The 23,628-nt window shown below is 40.1% G+C and carries 19 protein-coding genes and 1 riboswitch; of the genes, 11 read left to right on the top strand and 8 right to left on the bottom strand.

The window, feature by feature from the left end; translation table 11 throughout:
* The first annotated feature begins 35 nt into the window (after positions 1 to 35).
* Both PISS_RS04015 and thiI read left to right on the top strand, forming a co-directional pair.
* On the top strand, positions 36 to 689 hold the full coding sequence (locus PISS_RS04015) for a TetR/AcrR family transcriptional regulator (RefSeq protein ID WP_013464311.1): 654 nt from the start codon (positions 36 to 38) through the stop codon (positions 687 to 689).
* Positions 690 to 789: 100 nt separating this feature from the next.
* Positions 790 to 2,247, top strand: a complete 1,458-nt coding sequence (thiI, locus tag PISS_RS04020) for a tRNA uracil 4-sulfurtransferase ThiI (RefSeq protein WP_016900261.1) — start codon at positions 790 to 792, stop codon at positions 2,245 to 2,247.
* A 26-nt stretch (positions 2,248 to 2,273) separates the two neighbouring features.
* Here the strand turns inward: thiI and PISS_RS04025 are convergent, their stop codons facing one another.
* The gene (locus tag PISS_RS04025; protein WP_058154285.1) at positions 2,274 to 3,176 is read right to left on the bottom strand and encodes a ketopantoate reductase family protein; all 903 of its coding nucleotides are present in this window, start codon (positions 3,174 to 3,176) and stop codon (positions 2,274 to 2,276) included.
* Positions 3,169 to 3,519, bottom strand: a complete 351-nt coding sequence (locus PISS_RS04030) for a VanZ family protein (protein ID WP_008466003.1) — start codon at positions 3,517 to 3,519, stop codon at positions 3,169 to 3,171. The genes PISS_RS04025 and PISS_RS04030 overlap by 8 nt, the downstream gene beginning before the upstream one ends.
* A 151-nt stretch (positions 3,520 to 3,670) precedes the next feature.
* On the opposite strand from PISS_RS04030, the gene PISS_RS04035 reads away from it, so the two are divergent.
* Positions 3,671 to 4,153, top strand: coding sequence for a YajQ family cyclic di-GMP-binding protein (locus tag PISS_RS04035; RefSeq protein WP_013464315.1), 483 nt, complete (start codon positions 3,671 to 3,673; stop codon positions 4,151 to 4,153).
* 287 nt (positions 4,154 to 4,440) lie between these two features.
* Positions 4,441 to 4,606, top strand: a riboswitch (cobalamin riboswitch).
* A 37-nt stretch (positions 4,607 to 4,643) separates the two neighbouring features.
* Complete coding sequence (locus PISS_RS04040; protein ID WP_016899349.1) at positions 4,644 to 6,494, top strand: TonB-dependent receptor domain-containing protein; 1,851 nt, start codon at positions 4,644 to 4,646, stop codon at positions 6,492 to 6,494.
* 60 nt (positions 6,495 to 6,554) lie between these two features.
* Here the strand turns inward: PISS_RS04040 and msrA are convergent, their stop codons facing one another.
* From msrA to PISS_RS04055, 3 genes are all read right to left on the bottom strand, one after another.
* Positions 6,555 to 7,091: a peptide-methionine (S)-S-oxide reductase MsrA gene (gene msrA / locus PISS_RS04045; protein ID WP_058154287.1), complete on the bottom strand. Its 537-nt coding sequence runs from the start codon at positions 7,089 to 7,091 to the stop codon at positions 6,555 to 6,557.
* 76 nt (positions 7,092 to 7,167) lie between these two features.
* Positions 7,168 to 10,266, bottom strand: a complete 3,099-nt coding sequence (locus PISS_RS04050) for an efflux RND transporter permease subunit (RefSeq protein WP_016899351.1) — start codon at positions 10,264 to 10,266, stop codon at positions 7,168 to 7,170.
* 3 nt (positions 10,267 to 10,269) lie between these two features.
* Positions 10,270 to 11,322: an efflux RND transporter periplasmic adaptor subunit gene (locus PISS_RS04055; RefSeq protein WP_008465994.1), complete on the bottom strand. Its 1,053-nt coding sequence runs from the start codon at positions 11,320 to 11,322 to the stop codon at positions 10,270 to 10,272.
* A gap of 247 nt (positions 11,323 to 11,569) precedes the next feature.
* Between PISS_RS04055 and PISS_RS04060 the strand changes: the two genes are divergently transcribed.
* From PISS_RS04060 to PISS_RS04085, 6 genes are all read left to right on the top strand, one after another.
* Positions 11,570 to 12,274 (top strand): DUF2982 domain-containing protein, encoded by a 705-nt coding sequence (locus tag PISS_RS04060; protein WP_016899352.1) that lies wholly within the window; start codon positions 11,570 to 11,572, stop codon positions 12,272 to 12,274.
* 35 nt (positions 12,275 to 12,309) lie between these two features.
* Entirely contained in the window at positions 12,310 to 12,642 is a 333-nt protein-coding gene (locus tag PISS_RS04065; RefSeq protein WP_013464320.1) for a hypothetical protein, read from the top strand.
* 66 nt (positions 12,643 to 12,708) lie between these two features.
* Entirely contained in the window at positions 12,709 to 14,355 is a 1,647-nt protein-coding gene (locus PISS_RS04070) for an Lcl C-terminal domain-containing protein (RefSeq protein ID WP_058154288.1), read from the top strand.
* A 10-nt stretch (positions 14,356 to 14,365) separates the two neighbouring features.
* Complete coding sequence (locus PISS_RS04075; protein WP_016899354.1) at positions 14,366 to 14,881, top strand: Lcl C-terminal domain-containing protein; 516 nt, start codon at positions 14,366 to 14,368, stop codon at positions 14,879 to 14,881.
* A gap of 152 nt (positions 14,882 to 15,033) precedes the next feature.
* Positions 15,034 to 15,951: an ExeA family protein gene (locus PISS_RS04080; RefSeq protein ID WP_058154289.1), complete on the top strand. Its 918-nt coding sequence runs from the start codon at positions 15,034 to 15,036 to the stop codon at positions 15,949 to 15,951.
* Positions 15,952 to 15,962: 11 nt separating this feature from the next.
* Positions 15,963 to 16,970 carry a general secretion pathway protein GspB gene (locus PISS_RS04085; RefSeq protein ID WP_058154290.1) on the top strand — a complete coding sequence of 336 codons (1,008 nt, stop codon included), beginning with the start codon at positions 15,963 to 15,965 and terminating at the stop codon, positions 16,968 to 16,970.
* Between the two features lie 7 nt (positions 16,971 to 16,977).
* Here PISS_RS04085 and PISS_RS04090 read toward each other — a convergent pair whose 3' ends face one another.
* A complete protein-coding gene (locus tag PISS_RS04090) occupies positions 16,978 to 18,174 on the bottom strand; it encodes a cyclic di-GMP phosphodiesterase (protein ID WP_033104047.1) in 1,197 nt (398 codons plus the stop codon).
* Between the two features lie 110 nt (positions 18,175 to 18,284).
* Positions 18,285 to 22,088, bottom strand: coding sequence for a bifunctional proline dehydrogenase/L-glutamate gamma-semialdehyde dehydrogenase PutA (gene putA / locus PISS_RS04095; RefSeq protein WP_013464326.1), 3,804 nt, complete (start codon positions 22,086 to 22,088; stop codon positions 18,285 to 18,287).
* 169 nt (positions 22,089 to 22,257) lie between these two features.
* On the opposite strand from putA, the gene PISS_RS04100 reads away from it, so the two are divergent.
* Complete coding sequence (locus PISS_RS04100) at positions 22,258 to 22,740, top strand: winged helix-turn-helix transcriptional regulator (RefSeq protein WP_016899359.1); 483 nt, start codon at positions 22,258 to 22,260, stop codon at positions 22,738 to 22,740.
* A gap of 92 nt (positions 22,741 to 22,832) precedes the next feature.
* Here the strand turns inward: PISS_RS04100 and PISS_RS04105 are convergent, their stop codons facing one another.
* Positions 22,833 to 23,438, bottom strand: a complete 606-nt coding sequence (locus PISS_RS04105; protein ID WP_058154291.1) for a TIGR04211 family SH3 domain-containing protein — start codon at positions 23,436 to 23,438, stop codon at positions 22,833 to 22,835.
* Positions 23,439 to 23,628: the final 190 nt, after the last annotated feature.

Here is a 23,628-nt window from a genome sequence, read left to right on the forward strand (position 1 = left end):
CAGCATCGTATTTTCGAAAATTGAGTAATGAGTATATGAATACCAAGGATAAAATAATTCAAACCAGTATTTCATTGTTTAATGAACATGGTGAAAGAGCAATATCTACTAATCATATCGCATCGAGTTTAGGTATGAGTCCGGGTAATCTGTACTACCACTTTAAAAATAAAGAAGACATTATTCGCCATATATTTGCACTTTATCGTGACCATTTAAGTACTCATTTTAAGCCGGTCGATCAAGGCGACGATGCTTTTGAACACTTAGGTCCTTATTTAGATTCGCTATTTGAATTGATGTGGCGCTATCATTTTTTTTACGACAACCTTGGCGATATTCTCGCTCGCGATAGTCATTTAAAACAGGGTTACATTGATTTTCAGCAAGAGTTACTTGAGCAGGTGCGTAACATCATTTTGGCTTTACGCGACAGTGAAATTATTGCCATTGATGAACAAGATGCTATCGAACTTGCTCATACGTTAAAATTAACGGTCAGCTTTTGGACACCCTATATGAAAGCAAGAAGACTCAGTGGTGTGCTGGTTGAGCAAGATATTTACCCTGGTATTGTAAAAGTACTGACTTTATTTAAAGCCTACAGCACCGAAAAAAGCGCAAATAAAATTAATCAGTTAAGAGACAAGTACGCACTTTTAGCAAATGCTGCTCCCCAGAATCCTTAAGCCCGTTAAGTTGGTTAGTTCCTAGGCGCTAAATTTTTTGCTATAATCCGCCGCGCCCAATACCTGGGTGCGCGAATTCCCGCAGTCTAAGAGTTAAACTATGCTTAAATTTATCGTCAAACTTCACCCTGAAATAGCCATTAAAAGCCGTTCAGTCCGTAAACGCTTTACTAAAGTGTTAGAAAATAACATTAAAATTGTATTGCGTCGTGTTGACGAAAAAGTACAGGTACGTAATAACTGGGATAACATTTCAGTTGTAACAAAACTTGACGATGCTCAAACTCGCCTTGATTTTATCGACAGCTTACAACGTATACCTGGCATCGTGCAGTTTATTGAAGTGACTGAAACAGACTTTAAAACGATTGATGACATTTATCAAAAAACTATTGAGCTAGTTGGTCACACTATTATTGGTAAAACCTTTTGTGTCCGCGCTAAGCGCATAGGTCAACATGATTTTACTTCAACTGAGCTAGAGCGTTACGTTGGTGGCGGGCTTAATCAACATGTTGAAGGGGCTCGAGTAAAGCTAAGTCGCCCAGAAGTAACGATTCGTTTAGAAATTAAAGACGAAAAAGCCTACATAGTAACGCAAACGCATTTAGGAATGGCGGGCTTTCCACTGCCAACACAAGACGATGTATTATCGCTTATGTCTGGTGGGTTTGATTCTGGCGTTGCCAGTTATCAAATGATCCGTAAAGGTGCTCGCACGCACTTTTTATTCTTTAATTTAGGTGGCGCTGCTCATGAAATTGGGGTTAAACAAGCGAGTTACTATCTATGGAAACAATACAGCTCTACTCACAAAGTTAAGTTTATTACTGTTGATTTTGAGCCAGTGGTTGCTGAAATCTTAGAAAACGTTGAGAACAGCCAAATGGGCGTTGTCCTTAAACGTATGATGATGCGAGCGGGTAGTGCCGTCGCTGAAAAACTAAATATTCAAGCATTGGTTACGGGTGAAAGTATAGGTCAGGTGTCTAGTCAAACCTTAGCTAACTTAAGTGTGATTGACCGCGTAACCGAAACGCTGATTTTACGCCCACTTATCCAACATGATAAGCAAGAAATCATCAATATAGCGCGCCAAATAGGCACTGCAGAAATGGCAGAGACGATGCCTGAATACTGCGGTGTGATCTCTAAAAAGCCGACAGTTAAAGCCAAAATTGAAGTAATTAAAGCAGAAGAAGAAAAGTTTGACTTTGATGTGTTAGATACCGTTATTGATAACGCCCGTGTTATGGATGTGCGCGATATTGATGTTGAGGCTAAGCAAGAGCTTAAAGAGGCAGAATCAGTTACAGAGTTACCTGAAGGAGCGGTTGTTGTTGATATTCGCTCGCCTGAAGAAGAAGATGCGGCGCCGCTGGAAATTGAAGGTATTGAAGTTATCCACTTACCGTTTTTCCGCTTAGCAACAAAGTTTGGCGATTTACCTAAAGGCAAAGATTATTACTTATATTGCCAAAAAGGAGTAATGAGCCAATTACAAGCGCTTATTCTTCACGAAGAAGGCTTTACCACTGTTAGAGTATATCGTCCTTAATGGCTTAATATATTAGATGCGCGGATTTAGTCCGCGCTTTTTTTTGCCAAAATTTCAGTAAGTAAGGCGTCATTATAAGGTGTTGCAATATGGTGCAGTTTTCCTTGCTCACTTATATAGCCACAAATCGCCATGATCTCTGTTTGTCTATTGTGCATTACATCTTGATGCATCGAAGAGTAATTTTCGGCAGTTAAACTCATTACTTTGTAAGCCCGCTCTAGGGCATCTATAAGCTTAATATTGAGTTTTAGCGCGGTTGCAATGTGGCATGCCTCAGCTAATAAATTAATAATTGCACTACTGTATTGCGGTGCACGTAACTGACCATTTTTTATATTGTGGTGAGCGGTTAATGGATTTATTGCAATATTAACCAGTAGCTTTTCAAACCGTAGTTGTTCAATATTGTTACTGACAATTAACTGCGGAATAGTGTGTAATTGCGCACTAAGCTGTTGAATATTTTGAATAGCTAGTTGATTACAGCCCCCTAATACACTTTGCCCGTTTCCGGTATGTTGCACAATATTAGGGTTTGACTTAAATCCAGCCATGCTGGTGGTTAAAAAGTACAACGACTGCTGCTTTGTTAGCTGTTCATTTAATTGTTCAACATTACCCATGCCATTATGACTCAGTATAATATGGGTATTATTGCCTAGATAAGGTTTTACTTGAGCATAGGCTTGTTGCACTGCAAACGCTTTTACCGTGAATAAAACAATATCAAATTCAGGAGTTTGAGATAACTGCTCTTGTGAGATAAAAGTGGCGTTAATTTTTTCAGACGCAGCGTTACTGTGGCTGTAAAAGCGAGTATTAACTGTGCCTTTTCGAGTAAGTATATATATAGCGTGATGTTTGGCTAAAAAATGGCTAAATAACAAGCCAATAGCGCCATCACCTACAACAAGTATGTTAGCCATAATGCTTCTTTTTACGCAGTGTTAACAGGGCTTTAGCTAAAAAGTAGCTCGCTGCACCAATAAAATCGGCAACAAAATCGGCCAGTGATGCTTGTCTGTAAGGAAGGCTATCTTGCATAATTTCTATTGCTGCACCGTAACCAGCGAGTAATAGTATTTGTGCATATAATGGGAGTTTAAACGCTTTATCCATAATAATGGCAAGTAAAAAGAAGATACCAAAATGCGCTACTTTATCAACATGCGGAAATAAGTTTGCCGCGCCCTTTACCTCTTTAGCAAATAAGAAGGTAAACGCAACAATACTAATTAAAAAAATTGCTTGGTAAACACGCCTTGTCACGAAAATTCCTAAAATCGTATAAAAAAGAAGCCTCAGTATATCAAACTAATTTAGTATCGCACCTGAACAAAATGCAGAAAAATGTAAAGATTTATCATTTTAACGTTATAATTGCGGCATAAAATTAAGATTAGATAGTTAGGAGAACGCTATGCCTTCATTTGATATTGTATCTGAAGTAGAAATGAACGAAGCAAAAAATGCGGTTGATAACGCCAACCGTGAACTAGAAACGCGATTTGATTTTAGAGGCGTTGATGCATCAATAGAGCTAAACGATAAAACAATTAAATTAAAAGCTGAAGCAGATGCTCAGGTAATGCAGTTATTTGATATTTTAGCGAGTAAAATCTCTAAACGTGGGATGGATGTTGCAAGCTTAGAGCTACAAGATATTTCTCGTGCGGGCAAAAATGTTTTTCGTAACGTTGCACTTAAACAGGGTATCGAAAAAGACATGGCTAAAAAAGTAGTAAAAGCCATCAAAGACTCTAAAGTAAAAGTACAAGCGGCCATTCAAGGTGAAGAAGTTCGCGTAACAGGTAAAAAGCGTGATGACTTACAAGCGGCTATGCAAGTTGTACGCACTGCTGATTTAGGTCAACCATTTCAGTTTAAAAACTTCCGCGATTAATTTATTGCCTCGAGCTCGGCACTATAGGTGCTGAGCTCAAAGCAACATGTATTTAGCCAAACACGTTATATTGTTTGGCTTTTTTATTTTTAAATCTATGATGAACCCCGAACCCGAACCCCGAACCCCGAACCCCGAACCCCGAACCCCGAACCCCGAACCCAGAACCCCGAACCCCGAACCCCGAACCCCGTATCCAGAACCTTGAATCTTTGGGTTTTTAGATGTTTAGACGTCCGTTGACTTTTTTTAGTAAACAGATAACAATAGCAGCCTATTTTCAAGGTGCTTGCTAAACACTTCAATGGTGTGATTTTTTTAGTAGGATAATCGGGAAGTTGGTGCGTTTTCATTGATGAAGTCAATCCCAACACTGCCCCCGCAACGGTAAAGTTATGCTGTATTAAATTATGGTAACTGAGTCCGGAGACCGGCCTTGATTTAATCTTACTTACTAACATCTTTGCGGTGGGCAGAGATAGGGGACATGATGTTAAATAAAACTGCATTGGGTGTGGCCATTTCGGCTGCACTCTCTATTTCTGTATCTGCTGCAGAACAAACCATTGAAAAAATAACCGTTACTGCGAATAAATTTGAACAACCTATAAATGATGTATTAGCAAGTGTTGCAGTTATCGAGCGCGCTGATATTGAAAAAGCGAATTACCGAGATTTACCAGCAATATTAAATACCATAGCTGGGATAGATATTGTTCGTAATGGTGGGTTAGGTCAAAAGGCAGATATATTTGTTCGCGGGGCCAGCGCTAAATATACCTTAGTATTGGTTGATGGCGTAAGAGTGAGCGATGCAAGTTCAGGTAGTGTATCGCTGACGAATATTCCAGTTAACAGTATCGAGCGTGTTGAGCTTATTAAAGGGGCAAGAGCTGCTATTTATGGCTCCGATGCGGTAGCCGGAGTAATTAATATTATCACCCGTAAAGCCTCAAATAACTCGCTTTCGGCTACTTTAGGCAGCCATAGCTACAGTAATTATCAGCTTGCTGGTGGGCTTGTAAAAGAGGCGCTTAGCTTTAATTATAATTTAGGCTACGAAGAGACGGATGGTTTTGATGTAACTGGCAAAGATCCAGCGGCTGAGTACACAAAAGATCATGATGATGATGGCTACAAAAATAAAAACATTGGCTTTAATTTAGCTTATGAACTTGCTGAGCTAGGCCAATTGAGCCTGCAATCTCAGTATAGTGAAGGTGAAGCACAATATGATAATGCATGGGGTAACGATGCCTACGACTTTGAAAATTACACCGCTAAGCTAGGCTGGAACAAAGCCTCTGATGTATATAGCCAAAGTACTTCGGTGAGCGTTTCGCAAGAAGAAAATACCCAAACAGGTACCGATGTGCAGCAAGTGTATAGCACAGAGCGTGTTGAGTTTGAATATCGAGGGCTTTATACCCTTACTGAAGAACTTGAACTATCGGGTGGCTTTAATTATTTATCTGAGGATTTATCAAACTCGTCAGCAACGTCATCAGAAGAAAAACGCGATAATAAGGCGTTGTTTATAGGCGCGTTTTATAGCCATAACAAATGGTTAGCAAATGCGGTTGTTAGAACCGATGATTATGACTTCCATGGCCGTGCAAACACTTACAGTACAGGACTTGGTTACAAAGCAAATAACTATGTAACACTACGTTTAAATCACGGTACTGCATTTAGAGCTCCTTCGTTAATTAATGCGTTTGTGACTAACAGCCCGTACTATTTACCAAACAATAATATTAAACCTGAAGAAGCCTTAAATAATGAGCTTGGTATAACTTTAGAAACCCAATGGGGCCGTTATGATATTGCTATTTTCGATAACCGTATCAATAATTTGATTAGTAATAATTATGATGCAGACTCAGGTAAATATATTGCCACTAACATAGATAAAGTATCTATGCAGGGATTTGAGCTGTCGGCAGAGTTTTCAGCGCTAGGCTTTGAACACTCGGTTAATTTTAGCTTTTTAGACGCTACAGATGAAAAAACGAATACCGATTTACCACGTAGACCTTCTGAATCGTTTAATTATCAACTCGCTAAAACATGGGGTGATTTTGATGCCAGCTTGGATATGCAATATCGCTCATCGCGTCCTTCGATTGCGTATTATGACTCGGAGCTCGCTGCTTATACGGTATTTAATATAGCAGCCAATTACCAATTGCTAGATAATTTGTCGTTAGCTGCTCGAATAGAGAATATTACTGATAAAGAATATTTTACTGCTGCGACGGGCTTTGCTGCCAGTGGTAAGCTATTAGGTTATAACAGCGCAGGAAGAACTTTCTTTGTAGGGGCAAATTATCAGTTTTAATCGCTAATATAGTGTTTATTAATATACAAAAGCCCGATTTAAATCGGGCTTTTTAATATATTACCCGTTTAAAAACTCGCTAAATTCGGTTTCAAACTTATGTAATTTGGGTGCAATTAAAATACTGCAATAGCCCTGCTCAGGATTTTCATTGTAATAGTCCTGATGGTAGTGCTCTGCGGGGTAAAAAGTGGTTGCTGGGCTCACCTCAGTCACTATAGGTTCGCTAACATGACTTTGCAGCTCTGCAATAACTGCCTGTGTTTGTACTTGTTGTTGCTCATTATGATAATACACAACGCTGCGGTATTGAGTGCCTATATCGTTACCTTGGCGATTTAGTTGTGTGGCATCGTGTAGGGTAAAAAACATCGCGAGTAAGGTTTCAAAGCTGATAACTCTGGCATCAAATTCAACCTTAATTACCTCTGCATGGCCACTGTTGCCAGTGCAAATAGTTTTGTATGTTGGGTTATCAGTATGTCCACCAGTATAACCAGAGCAAACACTGAGTACACCTTTTACACGCCTAAATGCTGCATCAATACACCAAAAACAGCCGCCGCCGAGTGTTGCTACTTCTGTGGTCGAACTCATAAGTACTTCCTCAATTGTTAGGGATATGTGCACTGAATAAAGCGCCGTAACAGCTAGTTACGACGCTCTGAGTGACTTAGATCTCTTTAAGCGGTTTTTCAGCGGCTTGCTTATCAAGTTTTTGTTGTAAAAACTCAGGTGATTGTGTGTTTCGCGCTAGTGTGTAATAAGCGGCTGGCACCACAAACAGAGTTAGTATGGTTGCCACCGTTACGCCGGTAAATACTACCACACCAATTACCATTCTACTTTCCGAGCCTGGACCGGAAGCCAACACCAAAGGTACGGCACTCATAACCGTTGTTAGGGAAGTCATAATAATAGGGCGCAAACGCTGTGTAGCCGCTTGTAAAATAGCCTCACTAAACTCTACGCCTTTATCACGTAACTGGTTGGTAAATTCAACAATCAGTATACCGTTTTTAGCACTTAACCCTATGAGCATAACAATACCTATTTGGCTGTATATATTAAGCGTTAACCCCATACTCCACAGCCCAAACATGGCACCCATTAAACCAAGTGGCACAGTTAACATAATAACAAATGGATGCATAAAACTTTCAAACTGAGCTGCCAGTACTAAAAAGGTCACGGTTAATGCCAGCACAAACACATAGGTCATGGCTGAGGCACCTTCATAAAACAATTGCGACTCACCTTTATAGTCAATGGCACCATCAATGTCGTTTTCCTCTGCGGCAACCTTGTTTAAAAAGTTTAGTGCTTGTTCTAGCGTGTAACCATCAGCGAGGTTGGCACTTAAAGTAATTGCACGCATTCGGTTATAACGGTTTAAACGCGAGGCGGTGGCTTCTTCTTTTAAGCTAATAAGGCTATCAAGAGGAACAAGTTCTCCGCTACGTGATTTTAGGTAAATATTTGAAATATCAGTCGGGTTGGCAAAGTCTTGTTTTGTGCCCTTTAAAATTACATCGTATTCTTCACCGCGGTCAATAAAGGTGGTTACACGGCGTTGGCCAAGCATGGTTTCAAGTGTACGACCCACATCAGAGACTGATACGCCTAAATCAGCGGCTTTATTTTTATCAATACTGACTAAAAACTGAGGGAAGGTTTCTTTATAATCATGATCAATACGCACTAATCCAGGGTTTTTCTCAGCGCGTTTAATAATTCTATCTCGCCAATCGGCAAGTTGAGCATAATCATTACCTTGCAAAACAAATTCAATAGGGCGAGATGAACCACCTCCGCCAATACCACGGCGCATAATAGCAAATGCACGAACGTCGGTGACCTCTTGCATTTTGCCGCTTATTTCATCCATGACTTCCCATGTTGAGCGTTTGCGCTTATCCCAGTCAGCCATGCCAACAATAGCCACGCCGCCACTGCCACCCCAACCTGGGACTCGAACAAGCACTCGACTTAGTTCGCCAGATTCAGAATAAGGCATCAAGCGCTCTTCAATTTTTGCCATATTAGCTGCGTTATTTTCATAACTTGCCCCTTCAGGGCCATTCATAAGCACAAAGAAAGTGCCACGGTCTTCTTTAGGGGTAAGTTCAGAGGGTATTTGTAAAAATAATGAATAACTAACAAACCCAGCCAAAACTAAGCTCAGCATTAAGCCCCATTTACGGGTCATGTTTGACGCTAAAGCGTTACGGTATCCATTTTCTAATTTAGTAAAAAAACGGTCCATAACTTGGCTAAACTTACTTTCTTTTTCAGAGGCCTTTAACACTTTTGAACACAGCGCCGGAGAGAGTGTCAACGCAGTGATACTAGAGAAAAACACGGCAGCACTTACTGCCATAGCAAACTCTGTAAATAGTGCGCCAATTCGTCCTTCCATAAACACTAATGGTACAAACACGGATATAAGCACTAAGGTGGTGGCTATAATTGCAAAGCCTACCTCACGTGCGCCGCGATAAGCTGCCAATAAAGGCGGTTCACCAAGTTCAATACGGCGGTGAATATTCTCTAGCATTACAATGGCATCATCGACCACTAAGCCTATTGCTAACACCAGTGCTAGTAGAGTTAATAAGTTAATTGAATAACCCATTGCTAATAAAAACATGAAACTACTGACTAGGGCGACCGGTACTGTGACCGTGGGAATAAGAGTGGCGCGAATGTTACCTAAAAATATAAAGATAATAAGCACGACTAACCCCATAGAAATTGCTAAAGTTTTATAAACCTCATTAATTGACTCTTTAATAAATACCGAAGAATCATAACTGTCTTCTATGGTGGTGCCTTCAGGTAAATTACGTTTTATTTTTTCCAGTTCACTGCGGGCGTTATCAACCACAGTTAGGGTATTGGCTTTGGCTTGTTTAACAATACCCATACCAATCATATTACGGCCATTACCTCGGAATAAACTTTCATCATCGGCGGCTTCTAGTTTTACGTCAGCCACTTCGCCTAGACGCACTAAATAACCATCTTCACCTCGTTTAATAACTAGGTTTTGAAAATCACGTTGGTTTTTATAGCTGCGGGCAGTGCGAACGGTAAAATCACGATCAACTGATTCAATTTCACCGGCCGGAAGTTCTACATTTTCACTACGCAGTGTTTGCTCAATATCACTGGAGGTAATACCACGGGCGGCCATCGCTTGGCGGTTAAGCCATACTTTCATGGCATACTTTCGCTCCCCCCCAATGCGCACATTCGATACGCCATCAACAACGGCTAATCGATCTACAATAAAACGCTGTGCATAATCAGAAAGTTGCAATGAATCCATGGTTTCGCTGTTAAGTACAAACCACGCGATAGGGCTTTCGTCACTATTTGATTTTGATACTTCAGGAGGACGCACTTGTTCGGGTAGGCTATCTAGTGCACGCGCTACACGTTCACGCACATCGTTGGAGGCATCGTCTATGTCACGGGTAATATTAAACTCAATGGTAATGTTTGAGCGGCCATTACGACTCGATGAGTTAATACTTTTAATACCTTCAATGCCCGAAATACGATTTTCAATAACTTGCGTTATTTTTGTTTCAATAATTTCGGCAGATGCACCGGTATATTCAGTACTAATATTTACAATCGGTGTTTCAATATCTGGATACTCTCGCAAAGGCAACATGCTAAAAGCAACTAAGCCAAATGTGAGTAACAGTAAGTTAATAACAATCGCAAAAACGGGGCGTTTGACGCTAGTATCGGTAATTTTCACGTGTTACCCCTTAACGCTTACTTTACTACCTGAGCGAATTTTAATTATTCCCTCGGTAACAATTTGCTCGCCATTACTTAACCCTTTGTCTATCGCAACCCAGCCATTATTTCTACTTGCAACATGTACTTCTTTACGGTTTGCTATGCCATCTTCAATTTGAAAAACGTAATGCTTATCTTGCAGAGGAATAATGGCCTTTTCAGGCACCATCAGCGCTTGGTTACTGCTTAGCTCTAGTGCAGTTTTAAGCAACATACCTGGGCGAAGTAAACCTGATTTATTAGCAAAACTGGCTGTTACTTCTACACTGCGAGTGATTGAGTCGATACGTGAGCTTATATGGGTTACTTTACCGCTGAAGGTTTGATCAGGGTAAGCATCGTTTTGAGTGCGAACAATCATTCCGTTTTTCAATTGAGCTAAATACTTTTCAGGCACTTTAAAATCAACTTTTATAATACTAATGTCATCGAGGGTTGTGATCACAGTACTATTATTAATATACGCACCCACCGATATTTCGCGTTTCCCCAGTAACCCAGAAAAAGGCGCGGTGATGGCCATTTCATTGAGTTTGGTTTTAGCACTTTCAAGTTGTGCTTCGCTGGCATCAACGCGAGCGAGTTGTTCTTCAAGCAATGACTTGGCCGTCGCTTGCGAGCGAGAAAGCTCGGTCAGTCTGGCTAATTGACGTTTTTCTTCTTGTAAATTAATGCTAAGTTCTTTTACTGCAAATTGTTCTTGTTGGTTTTGCAGTTGTACTAATTTTTGTCCTTTGCTGACCAAGTCGCCATCTTCAAAGTAAATGCTAGTGACATAATCGTTTTGGGCGCTTTTAATGTAGATAGCCTGATTAGCACGAGCACTGCCAATGGCTTCAATCATAATTGCGTTTTCTTGCGATCTTACCGTGTGGGCAGAGACTTGCGTTGTCATTGCCGAGTAATTGGCTTGCTCGCCCTGTGATGCGGGAAAATACAAATAAACGCTAAAAATTATTAGTAACGAAATAATAAATGGAAATAAGGCTTTACCTGATTGTTTAGAGTGCATTGTTTTCATACCTGAAAATAGATTATAAGTATTGTACGAAATCAGGACAAAAAAAGGCGGTTATGTATCTCATTAATTTGTGCGTTAAGCGTAAAAATAACTGATACTTAGTCATTGCGCATATTTAACAGTAATAATGGGAGTTAATTGATGAGCTTTAAAACATCATGCAAACGCTGTTTAACGCTGAGAAAGTTAGTATTGTGGGCTATTATTATGTTTATATTTTATATGGCGTTTTTTCAGTATGGCTAATATAAATAAACAAATACTAAAATACCGAGCGCAAGGCGCTAAAAATGGAATTGAAATATTAGTGGTCGGCAGCATTGGCTTGATTATTATCATGCTGTTTAATTTATTACGCCCAGGCGAAATAAGTATTATCGAAATTTTTTTAGTAAGTTTATGTATTGCTGCAATTTTAATTGGCTTTTTTAAAACACAAGAACCTTTTTATAGTATTATTTTAACTGAGCAGCAATTAATATATCAGCATAAGTATGGACAATGGCATATACACCCAGAGAATTTGCACCATTGTGGTATACCTAAGGTTGATAATGGCATTGATTACCTTGAGCTTAATGCGATTGGTATTAAGTTAAATGATATAGATTCATTCTTGTCTGCTTTAGCTCCAAGAATTGCGGGTAAATTGTTGATAGAGCAGCGACATTTCTTTATGCAAGTTGTTCAAAAAAATTGCAAAAATGGGCATTGCCCATCAGAATGGTTAGTTGAAGATAATAAATATAGGTCAAAAAAAGGAATTGACTATAATGGGCTTATAGCGATGTTTGCTAATAGGGCTAAACATCTTCAGCTTTTAACAGGGTATGACTTACTGTTACCAGCGAGTGTAATAGAAAGTGATATTTGGGAATTTAGCGCAAATTTAAATAAATGGAAGCGCGATCCCTCTCAGTTTATAAAGTCGCAGTGTAAATAATAATATAAGCACTCACTGCGGGATTAGGAATAACTATGAGCCAAGACAGATCTTTCATTAAAAGTGGTCGAAACACCATAATACATAAAGACAGAAAACTAGATTTAGTGATTGTTAATGGTGAGACTCACCCTAAAATTAAAGTAACAGGTAATGGTCTTGAGCCATTTAAAGAAGAACTGCCAAAAAACCGCCGAGATGCAAAAGAGCGTTACCTCGACGTTGTTTATATTACTAGTGCTGATGTATTTAGCGAAGAAAAACAATTGTTGTTTATTCAATCCTTAGATGGCCGCGAATATAAAGTAGATTACAGTAAAGTTGGCACTAAATTATTTGTTCGTATTCATCAAGATAGCTATTTATAATTTATAATGGCATTTTTTTTGCTTAATAGTTTTATTAGATAATTTTAAGACAAAAAGGTGCTGAGTATGAGAGTAATTTCGTTAATACCACTTATGTCATGCTTGCTTTTGGCTGCATGCGGAGGGGGAGGCGGTGCTGATAACAGTGATATAAAAACATCAGTATTTGCAGGTAACGATCTTCAAGTTGTAGAAAAATCAGAGTTTACTATTTCTGCAAAAGGCTCTCCTGCAGATGGTACATTTACTTGGCAGCGTGTAAGTGGCCCTATTATAGATGTGTTTCCGCTTGAAGGGGCTGAACAAACCATTACTGCACCAGATGTAAAGTCTGACAGTGAACTGGTATTAAGAGTTAGCTATCAAACGTCAGATGGCAGTTTAGTGAATGACGACTTGAGTGTTTTCATTGCCTCTAATAATCAGCTTCCTCTTGCTGTTGTTACTCAAGTTGCTCCTGCAAACTTGCCCTCAGTTTATAAGGATACTGTAACCCTTAGTGGTTTAACTTCCACAGACCCCGATGAAAATGGCGAAATTAGCAGTTATTTGTGGCAATTATTGTCAGGGCCGGATTTAACAATTGATAGCTATACCAATCCAACGCTTAGTTTTCCTCATCCATTATTAGAAAATAACACCAACTTAAAATGGCAGCTCACCGTAACAGATGATGAGGGCGGAGTATCTGCATCACAATTTGATATGACCCTTAATAAAACAGCTCAAGTGATTATTGCCGATGCAGGCGCTAATCAAACAGTAGAAGAGTTTGATAAGGTTATTTTAGATGCCACAGCCAGTGAAGCGGCAACTCAATCTTATCAATGTAAGTGGCAACAACTTACCGGTAATACAGAAACCCTGATTGAATCACAGTCATGTACTGCCAGCTTTTTTGCCTCTGATATTGATTTAAATGCAACGCTTAGCTTTGAAGTACAAGTTATGGACTTAAAAGGGCGCACCGACACAGATACCGTATTTATTGATGTAACACCCAAAGCGCTTGGGTTAATAAATGATACAGGGGTAGGAGAGTGTTATAACAATACTCAGCGAATTAATTGTAATAATGATGAATTTCCAGCTCAAGATGCTGATCTTGGGCGCGATAGTTTTGCCAGTCGTTTAGGTAAAGTGGGTAAAGGGAATCTGGCTTTTGATTACACCAAACTTAATGAGTTTGCCGATGAGCTTCTCGATGATGCGCAAAACTTTAGCTGTATTCGTGATAATACTACCGGCCTTGTTTGGGAAGTGAAAAGCCCTTATTCCGGTGTGTTACCAAATACTTCGTTGCGTGATGGACAAAACCGTTATATTTGGCAAGGGACTGTCAATAGTGGCGATGTAGCGGGTAGTGATAATACCACATGCCCGAGCGATACTGATTGTGGATTACAAACCTATATTGATGAAGTTAATGCGCTTGATTTTTGTGGCGGCAGTAACTGGCGTTTACCCACTTATACTGAACTTTTAGGTTTAATTGATTACGGTAAACAAGGGCAAAACGTATTGATAGATACTGCATTTTTCCCTAATACACCATCGACTAACAGTGTAGGGCATTTACGCTACTGGACTTCGCAAACGGCTGTTGATGGTGCCAGTTTATCTCAGGCTTACACTATCGATATGATGGATGGCAATGATTTAGCCTATCCAAAAGATAATACCGCTTACGTGCGCTTAGTTAGAAATCGTTAAGGTGATTATTATGAAATTAATTAAAGTCTCTATGTTATTAGCCTTGGGATTATGCCAGTCACTTGCAGCGCAGCAGTGTTATGAAGAGGTAGCGACTAGCGATGATACCGACCGATTTGTGATTAATATTGATGGCACTGTGTCAGATACTAAAACAGGGCTAATGTGGCAGCGCTGTAACTATGGTCAAGTTTATAATAGCGAAACAACTAGCTGCGATGGCGATACTCAACCATTAAATTGGCAAGCTTCACTTAAAGGCGCACTTAATGACACCACGGCAAATTATAACGACTGGCAAGTGCCGAGTATTAAAGAGTTAGCTAGTATAGTAGATCACCGTTGTACCGATCCAAGTATTAATGCGGGTATTTTTTTAGCAACGCAGTCGCAAAATTATTGGTCTAATACCTCGGGTATTAGCAATATAAATTCGGCATGGGTTTATCAATTCTCCAGTGGTTTAAATAGCTTACATGCTAAAACAAGTAACGTATATTTACGCCTAGTACGCTATGAGAAGTAGTTAATTAATATATTAGCGAATCTAAAAATGCGCTTTTATTTAGTTTAGCCTTTTTATTTACACTATTTTAATAATAAAGCCTGGTTGTAGTTGTCACCCAGGCTATTTTTTTGCCATTATAGGCCGTGAATTAACGACCAAGGACTATAAAGGTGTATTTAAGCTATTTTGGTTTACAAGAAAAACCATTCTCAATTTCGCCTAATCCCCACTACTTATTTTTAAGTGAACGCCACAAAGAAGCATTAGCACACCTTACCTATGGACTAGGTGAAGACGGTGGCTTTGTGCTGCTAACTGGTGAAGTGGGGACGGGTAAAACCACCATAACACGTAGTATGTTAGAGCGACTGCCTGAAAATACCCAAGTAGCCATGATCCATAATCCTGCGTTATCAGAACTTGAACTGTTAGCCAGTATTTGCGATGAATTACAAATAACTTACGACGCCAAAAATGCCACGCTGAAAAGTCTAACGGATGTGATTAAAAAGCACCTTGAGTTTAATAATAAAGCGGGGGGGCATACTATTTTAATTATTGATGAAGCACAGCTACTTGCCCCCGATGTGCTTGAACAACTTCGCTTATTAACCAATATCGAAACCGACCATAAAAAGTTATTACAAATAGTATTAGTTGGGCAGCCTGAGTTACAGGTACTTCTAAAGCGAAATGAGTTAAGGCAACTGGCACAGCGTATTACTGCCAGATATCACTTGTTAGCACTAACACCAGGGCAAACCATTGCTTATATTCAACATCGGCTGCATATTGCAGGTTGTGACAAGAAAATATTTTCAATGGAAGCAATGCAAATGGTGCATCAGCTCACAGGCGGTGTGCCACGATTAATGAATCTGGTGTGTGAACGCGCATTAGTAGGGGCATTTTCGAAACAACAAGAAATTGTTGGCAGTGATATTGTTAAGCAAGCGGCGAGTGAATCTTTACCTATCGACTTTATTGTTACAAATAATAAGGTGAGTAAAACAGGTTCGATTTGGCCTTATAGCGCTGCTGCGTTAATGCTTTTTGGTGCAGGAATTGGCCTGTCTTTTATTTTTTAGTTAGGTGATTCATGTCTTATTTATTAGATGCGTTAAAGCAGTCAAAGCACGATACTATGAGCGCTGAGCAATATGACTTGCAAGCGCAACAATTAAAACAACAACGCCAGTTGATGACCTATCGTCGAATTAGTTTTTTACTCGCAGGAAGTTTATTGGCAACGGGTATATTGGGCAGTGGCTTCTTTGTCGGCAAGTGGGCGCAACAAGAAAACGTAACCGTTAAAAATGAGCCTGTTCAAAATGACCTTAGTCAAAAAGAGTCAGGGGTTGTAGAAAAACCAACAAGCGAAGAAGAGGTACAAAGAACGGTTGCTCAAACAGTAACAACCCCTCAAGCGCCCCTTGTAACAGCTGCGCCTAACAATTCTGTGCCACTGGCAGGGCAGTTGGTTTATGTACAAACCCCAACGGGTGTGCAGCAAATGTTGCTTACGCCACAAGGACAATATTTACCTATGAGCGTTAATCAAGCGTCTCAAGGGCAAACGCAAAATTTCTCGGCGCAGAATAACGTTTCATCTAGTTTTCAATCACCGAGCAGCCAACCGCAAAGTGCACCAACTCAGCCAACGAAAAGAACACTCAGTGCCGATGAGTTGAGTAAATACAAAGTGTTAGGTAAACCACTTAATCAAAATGTGCCTGCTCAGCCAGAATCAACCGCTGAACTAGATACGGTTCCCGACACGCTTAAAAATGCGTTTGCGCAAGCCGTTAATGACACAGAAACAACAGCCGACTACGAAGTAACTCAAGGCTCTCGTCATTCATCACGGGTACAACCCGTTGAGCTACTGCCGGATGGCCTACAAAGTATGTTGCCAAGCATCAAATATCAGGCACATATTTATTCGTCGACAGCAGATAAGCGCTGGATAAAACTCAATGGCAGAGAGCTATATGAAGGGGAGTCTATTGGTGCATTGAGGGTGCTAGAAATAGCACCGGATCAGAGCGTACTTGATTTTGATGGCTATGAATTTAGCTTAAAAGCTCTGCAAGATTGGCCACAGTAGTGGCCAATTAACTAAAGATAGAGTGCTTATAAAAACCCTCTAAATCTATATTATATTCTTTGGGTTTCACTGCTGATTCAAGCGTGTCTTGTGTTCTTTTGCTTGATAAGTCAATATCTTGAACTTCAGTGTAACGCCCATGTTTGGCATTAAAAAACGTTTTTACGACTGGTTTTAATGGTGTTGCAGGATTACTTTGGGTCACCAGCCCCACTTTTTGGCTGGAAAGTTTTACCAGCGTGCCCACTGGGTGAATACCAATGCATTGAATAAACTTATTAAGTAGCACGCCATCAAAGCTATCAGGGCAACCTTGTTTTAATATTTTAAACGCCTTAATCGGCTCCATACCCGCTTTATAAACGCGTTCAGCGGTTAATGCATCATAAACATCAACAATAGAGGCCATACGAACGTACTGGCTTATTTCATCGCCCTTTTTACCAAAGGGGTAGCCTTTGCCATCTAAGCGCTCATGGTGCATACCTGCGATATCAACAGCAATCCCCGTTAATCCTGCGTCTTCTAGTATTTCTTTGCTAAAGCGCGCATGATTTTGCATCACTTTAAATTCTTCGTCACTGTAGCGACCTGGTTTGTTGAGAATCGCGTCAGGTATTTTTATTTTTCCCATATCATGCAATAGGGCACCTGTTGCAAGTTCTTCAATGATTGGTTTTTCAATATTGAGATGTTTTGCAAAAATACTCATTAAAATAGACACATTTATCGAGTGCTCTAATAAATAGGCATCTTTTTGGCGCATTTGCGTAATGCACGCCAGCGCATCTTGATTTCTAAAGACGGAGTCAATAAACCCGCTAGCCAGCTCCCTAAAAGGAGCAACATCAACAGTGCGGCCAGATTCTATATCGCCAAATGCTTTGGTTTGTAAGTTTTTTGCTTCATCGTAAAGCTTTTTAGCTTTACTCATTTCTTGCTCAGCGCTGTGGGTTATTAACCATGGATCGCGCTTTTTGATTTCGTGCTTAGTAGCAGGCGTTGGTTGTGTTTCAGATTCTTCAGAGGTGAGCATTTTATCAGGATCGATTTCAACCTCTAAAATGCCAGATTTTATTAATTTATCAATTCCACTTTGAGTTTTAACCCAGCCTTGGTTTTTTATTCTAATATTACCAGTTTGCTTAACAACTTTTTGTACAAACATACCAGGTTTTAGCTGTGTAGTAGGAATGGTTTTCAAAGTGAACTCTAATTAACAAATATGATTAGAGAAAGTAACAAATAAATTCACATTTAGAAATAAAAAAAGGCATCAAATTGATGCCTTTTTAATTAAATGATGACTATTTTCTATTCATCATCTTCAACAAGCGTCATTAACGAGGTATTACCGCCTGATGCCGTTGTATCGATACTGATTGTTTTTTCAGTAATAAGGCGCTTAATTAGCGTGTCGTAATACTCTGAGCTGATCACTGGCAGTATTGCGCCTTTACGTTGTGCAAGCTGTTGGCTGAAGTAGCCTAAGCGAGAAGAACGTGCAGCAACTACCGCACCCGCTAGGTGAGGGTGTGCCAATATAGCTTGTAACTGGTTTGGTTTAGCTACTTGGAAAACACCTTCAGCAACGCCGGTTGCAATAAACTTATCTCTAAAGGCAACCGCTTCGTCGTAAAATATTTCAGATGCAACAGTAATGACCGTATTACCAGCCGCTAGTGCGGTAATAATCGACAGTGCCCAAAAGTTAAATGAGGTGCTTTTATCTGCGTAACAAACCACACAACCACGTGCTTCAAGGTGAAGTGTATTCGACTCACCTGTTGGCCCTGGCAATGTTGTATATTTACGCATGTGCTTTTCTAAGCGGTTTAACTGAGCGCGAGCATCGGCAAGTGTTAACGCTAAATCGTCCGCGAGGTCGTCAATAATTTCAACCGTCGCTACTTTCGCTAATAACTGACGTACCGCAGAAACACGATCATTCAGTGGCGTTGCACGCCAGATTTTTTCATCGCGCATAGAGTTAACCATCAGCTTTTCTACTTGCTCATTTGCGCCACTGTAGTGGTGTAAATCAAGCTCATCTGGCGTTAGGTTAGTCATTTGTACGTTATCTGGTGAAGCTTTTTCTTTTATTAGGCGTTGTAGGTAGTTTGGTCCACCGGCTTTAGGGCCAGTACCAGAGAGTCCACGGCCACCAAACGGTTGCACGCCAACAATGGCACCAATCATATTACGGTTGATGTATACGTTACCTGCACGCGACATTTTCGCTAAATGTTCACAACGTTCTTCAATGCGAGAATGAATACCCATTGTTAAGCCGTAACCTGTGTTGTTGATTTGGTCGACAACACTATCAAGCTCACTCGATTTAAAGCGAATAACATGCACACACGGGCCAAATACTTCACGTTTCAATACCGATAAGTCTTTAATTTCGTATAAACGTGGTGCAAAGAAAAATGCGCCATTTTCGCTGTTATCAGGAATTTTACACTCATAGTGAAGTGTTGCATTACCCTTGAGGTATTCAACATGGTCGTTGAGTGTTTTAAGCGCTTTTTCATCTATTACTGGGCCTACGTCTGTAGAGAGTAATGATGGGTCGCCAATATGCAACTCAGCAAGTGCGCCTTTAAGCATATCGATAATGCCATCAGCTACGTCTTCTTGAATAAAGAGTACGCGTAATGCTGAACAACGTTGACCCGCACTTTGGAAACCAGAACTGATAACATCATCAACAACTTGCTCAGGAAGCGCTGTTGAGTCAACAATCATACAGTTTTGGCCGCCAGTCTCTGCAATTAAAGGCACCTGAATATCGTTACGTGCCGCTAATGTTTGCGAGATAAGCGTGCCCGTTTCAGTTGAACCAGTAAACATAACAGCTTGAATACGCTCATCAGGAACAATGGTTTTACCTACTTCGCTACCGCGAGCAATGACAGGTTGTACAACGTGCTCAGGTAAACCAACTGATAGCATTAATTCAATGGCACGTAGTGCGATTAAGCTGGTTTGCTCTGCTGGTTTTGCAATAACCGTGTTACCAGTAACAATGGCCGCTGCAACTTGACCCAAGAAAATAGCGAGCGGGAAGTTCCATGGGCTAATACATAAAATAACACCACGGGCTTCAAAGCGTTCATCTTGCGCAAGCTCTTCAGCACGGGCTGCGTAGTAACGACAAAAATCAACGGCTTCACGTACTTCATCAATACCATCTTGTGCTACTTTACCTGCTTCTTTAATACAGATAGCAACAAGCTCATCGTGATGGCGCTCTAAAATATCAGCAACGCGACGTAATAAATTGGCGCGCTCTTTTACCGGTGTTTGTGACCATGATTCAAATGCGGTTTCAGCGTTGGCTAGCAACACTTTCATTTCATCGCTATTTTGTAATTTTATATGGCCAATAATTTCTTTATGGTTTGCAGGGTTTTTAACTGCCAGCGCGCCCTCTGGTACTTGGCTTTCATCAATTAAATGCTCTTCAAACCAAGTGTCTAAATTTTCTTTAAACGGGGTGATCACGTTAATATCAGTTAAGTCCATACCTTTTGAATTGGCACGTTCTTCACCGTATAAATCAATTGGCATTTTTATCTGTGTGTTGTATTTATTACGTAAACCTTGCAGTGTTTCAACAGGATCTGGCAATAATGCTTCAACCGGTTGTGTGGTATCTACAATGGCATTTACAAATGACGAGTTGGCGCCGTTTTCAAGTAAACGACGTACAAGGTAAGCAAGTAGGTCTTCGTGTTGGCCGACCGGTGCGTATACGCGGCACTGAATTTTTTCTTCATCAACGATTTGGTCAAATAAAGATTCACCCATACCGTGAAGACGTTGGAATTCAAAACCTTGGTTATCACCTTTGGCTACTTCTAAAATAGTCGCTGCGGTGTAGGCGTTGTGTGTTGCAAATTGCGGGTAAAGTACATCACGTGCTTCAAGCATTTTAATCGCACACGCTTTATATGATACATCCGTGGTTGCTTTACGGGTAAACACCGGGAAATAATCTAAACCATCTTGTTGTGTGGTTTTGATTTCTGTATCCCAGTATGCGCCTTTTACTAAACGCACCATCATTTTACGACCCACACGGGTTGCTAGGTCGGTCAGCCATTCAATAACAAAAATAGCGCGTTTTTGATAAGCCTGAACCGCTAAACCAAAACCTTGCCAATCGCCTAAATCGTCATCGCTAAATACTGCCTCAATAACATCAAGAGAAATATCTAAACGGTCAGCTTCTTCTGCATCAACAGTAAAGCCGATATCGTATTTTTTAGCGGCAAGGGCTAGTTCTTTTAGTTTTGGAACGATTTCTTCCATTACACGCTCTCTATGAGTGAACTCATATCGAGGGTGAATAGCCGATAACTTTACAGAAATACCTGGGCTTTTTATTGGACCACGGCCATTTGCGGCTTTACCGATAGCATGAATCGCATTCATGTAACTATCAAAGTAACGCTTGGCGTCTTTCATTGTGCGAGCACCTTCGCCTAGCATATCGTAAGAATATACATAGCCTTTTTGCTCTTTTTCAGCAGCACGCTCAATCGCTTCGTTAATGGTACGACCCATTACGAACTGTTTGCCCATTATCTTCATAGCAAAGTTAACAGACTTACGTATAACTGGCTCGCCTAAACGACCAATGGTTTTTTTGAGTATGCCAAACTGTTGCTCTTTAGTCTTGTCGTTATAGTTAACCATTTTACCGGTTACTAATAATCCCCAAGACGAGGCATTAACGAATAAAGAGTCACTACTACCTAAGTGAGAGCTCCAATCGCCGTTTGCTAATTTATCACGTATTAATGTTTCTTGAGTTGCTTTATCAGGAACACGAAGCAGCGCTTCGGCTAAACACATTAATACCACACCTTCTTCACTCGATAGTGAAAATTCATTTAATAGCGCATCAACACCGCTTTGACCGTCTTGGTCTTTACGAATGTTTAAAACTATTTGGCGAGCTCTTTCCCATGCACGGCTTCGTGCTTTAACACCGACTTCTGCAAGTGGTAAAATGTGATCAATAACCGCATTTTCATCTATACGGTAGAAGTCACGGATCTTTTGTCTGATCGGACAAGTCGTTGTTAAATCGCCATTGAATAACATAAGCAACCCTCAGGAGTGTTAAGACTTAGGGTAATTGTTAATTACCGCTAAATGTTGTTGGTGTAAAGCGTGCATTCTAATTAAAATCCAGCAGAATATGCTGGTTAATTTTGCCGTTTTACGATAATTTACAGGGCATATTATTAACTTATCCATATAAAATACTGATATGACTAATCCGAATAGATTACGCCTGCTTGATCGTATCGATATATCAATTTTAGACGTTTTGCAGCGCAATGGTAGAATTTCAAATGTTAACCTCGCAAAACAAGTGAATTTAAGTCCTAGTCCTTGTTTAGATAGAGTTAAACGTCTGGAGCAAGAAGGCTACATTGAGGGATATTTTGCAAAGTTAAGCGAGGAAAAGCTTAATCAAAGCTTAGTGGCGCATGTGCAGGTATCGTTAGTCACCTCAAATACAGCGGTATTTAAAGTGTTTCGCGAACACATTCTTAAAATTAAGCAGGTTGTTGAATGTGACATGGTAGCGGGTGGTTACGACTATTTATTAAAAATTCGTGTCTCTAATATGGACGAATACAGAGAAGTATTAGGTGATTTGGTCGATATTCCGGGAGTGGGTACACACCACACTTACATGGTAATAGAAAAAATAAAACAAGATCCTGGACTGCGTTTAGATATGTAACCTTTGAGTACATTATTGCAGGTATAAAAAATTGCAGGCATAAAAAAAGCATCTTTTTGATGCTTTTTTTATGCCTGCAATATAGGTGGCGCTTACGCCCAACCTTCATAGCGTTTTCTGCGCGATAACACAATAGTTAAAATAATTCCTAAGAACAAACCTAAAAATGCAATAGCACCACCATAAGTGAGTAGCTGACGCTTTTCTTTAGCACTGGTTGCTTGCTTTAATTGTTGTTCTTGAGCAAGCGAGTCTTGTAATTGACTTATTTGTGCTAACAGCTGAGCATTTTGTTCGCTTAGCTGTGAGTTTTGTTCTTGTAGTTCAGGTAATTCTACTTGCGCTTGGCGTAATTTATTTTGCATAGCGCTAATTTCGCTGTTAAGCGCTTGATACTGCTGCTTTAAACCAGCTGATTCGCTGATGAATTTAGCCTCTACCCAGCCTTCACGGTCTTTATCATCTTTAACTTTTATAAAACCGTTTTGTTCATCAGATAATAAAGTCAGTTGCGTGCCTGCATCAATAGAACCGAGTAAGCGATAGTCTTTACTGGCGCCTGAACGCATAAAAGTATACAAGTTATCGATTATATAAGCTGTTTTAGCATTAGTAGGCGGCGTTGATTGAGCTTCCTCTGCTTGGCTCATAAACGGGGCGGCTGTTAAAAGCAGCCATAGTAAACAGTGTTTTAGCATTTATCTACCTTGTTAATCTAGCAGTGTCCGTTGTGAACGTGATTTTTATTTCGCATAAGTATATAGATAGTATGGATTTAATAGTTTAATAGCAAGATAGATATTGTAACCAAAGCATTTTGCTTGCGTGTTTATGACTAAAAAATTTGCAATATAGGTCTGCTTTGTTTATTTTGAGCACTTATTAATT

The sequence above is a fragment of the Pseudoalteromonas issachenkonii genome (assembly GCF_002310795.1).
Taxonomy (GTDB): domain Bacteria; phylum Pseudomonadota; class Gammaproteobacteria; order Enterobacterales; family Alteromonadaceae; genus Pseudoalteromonas; species Pseudoalteromonas tetraodonis.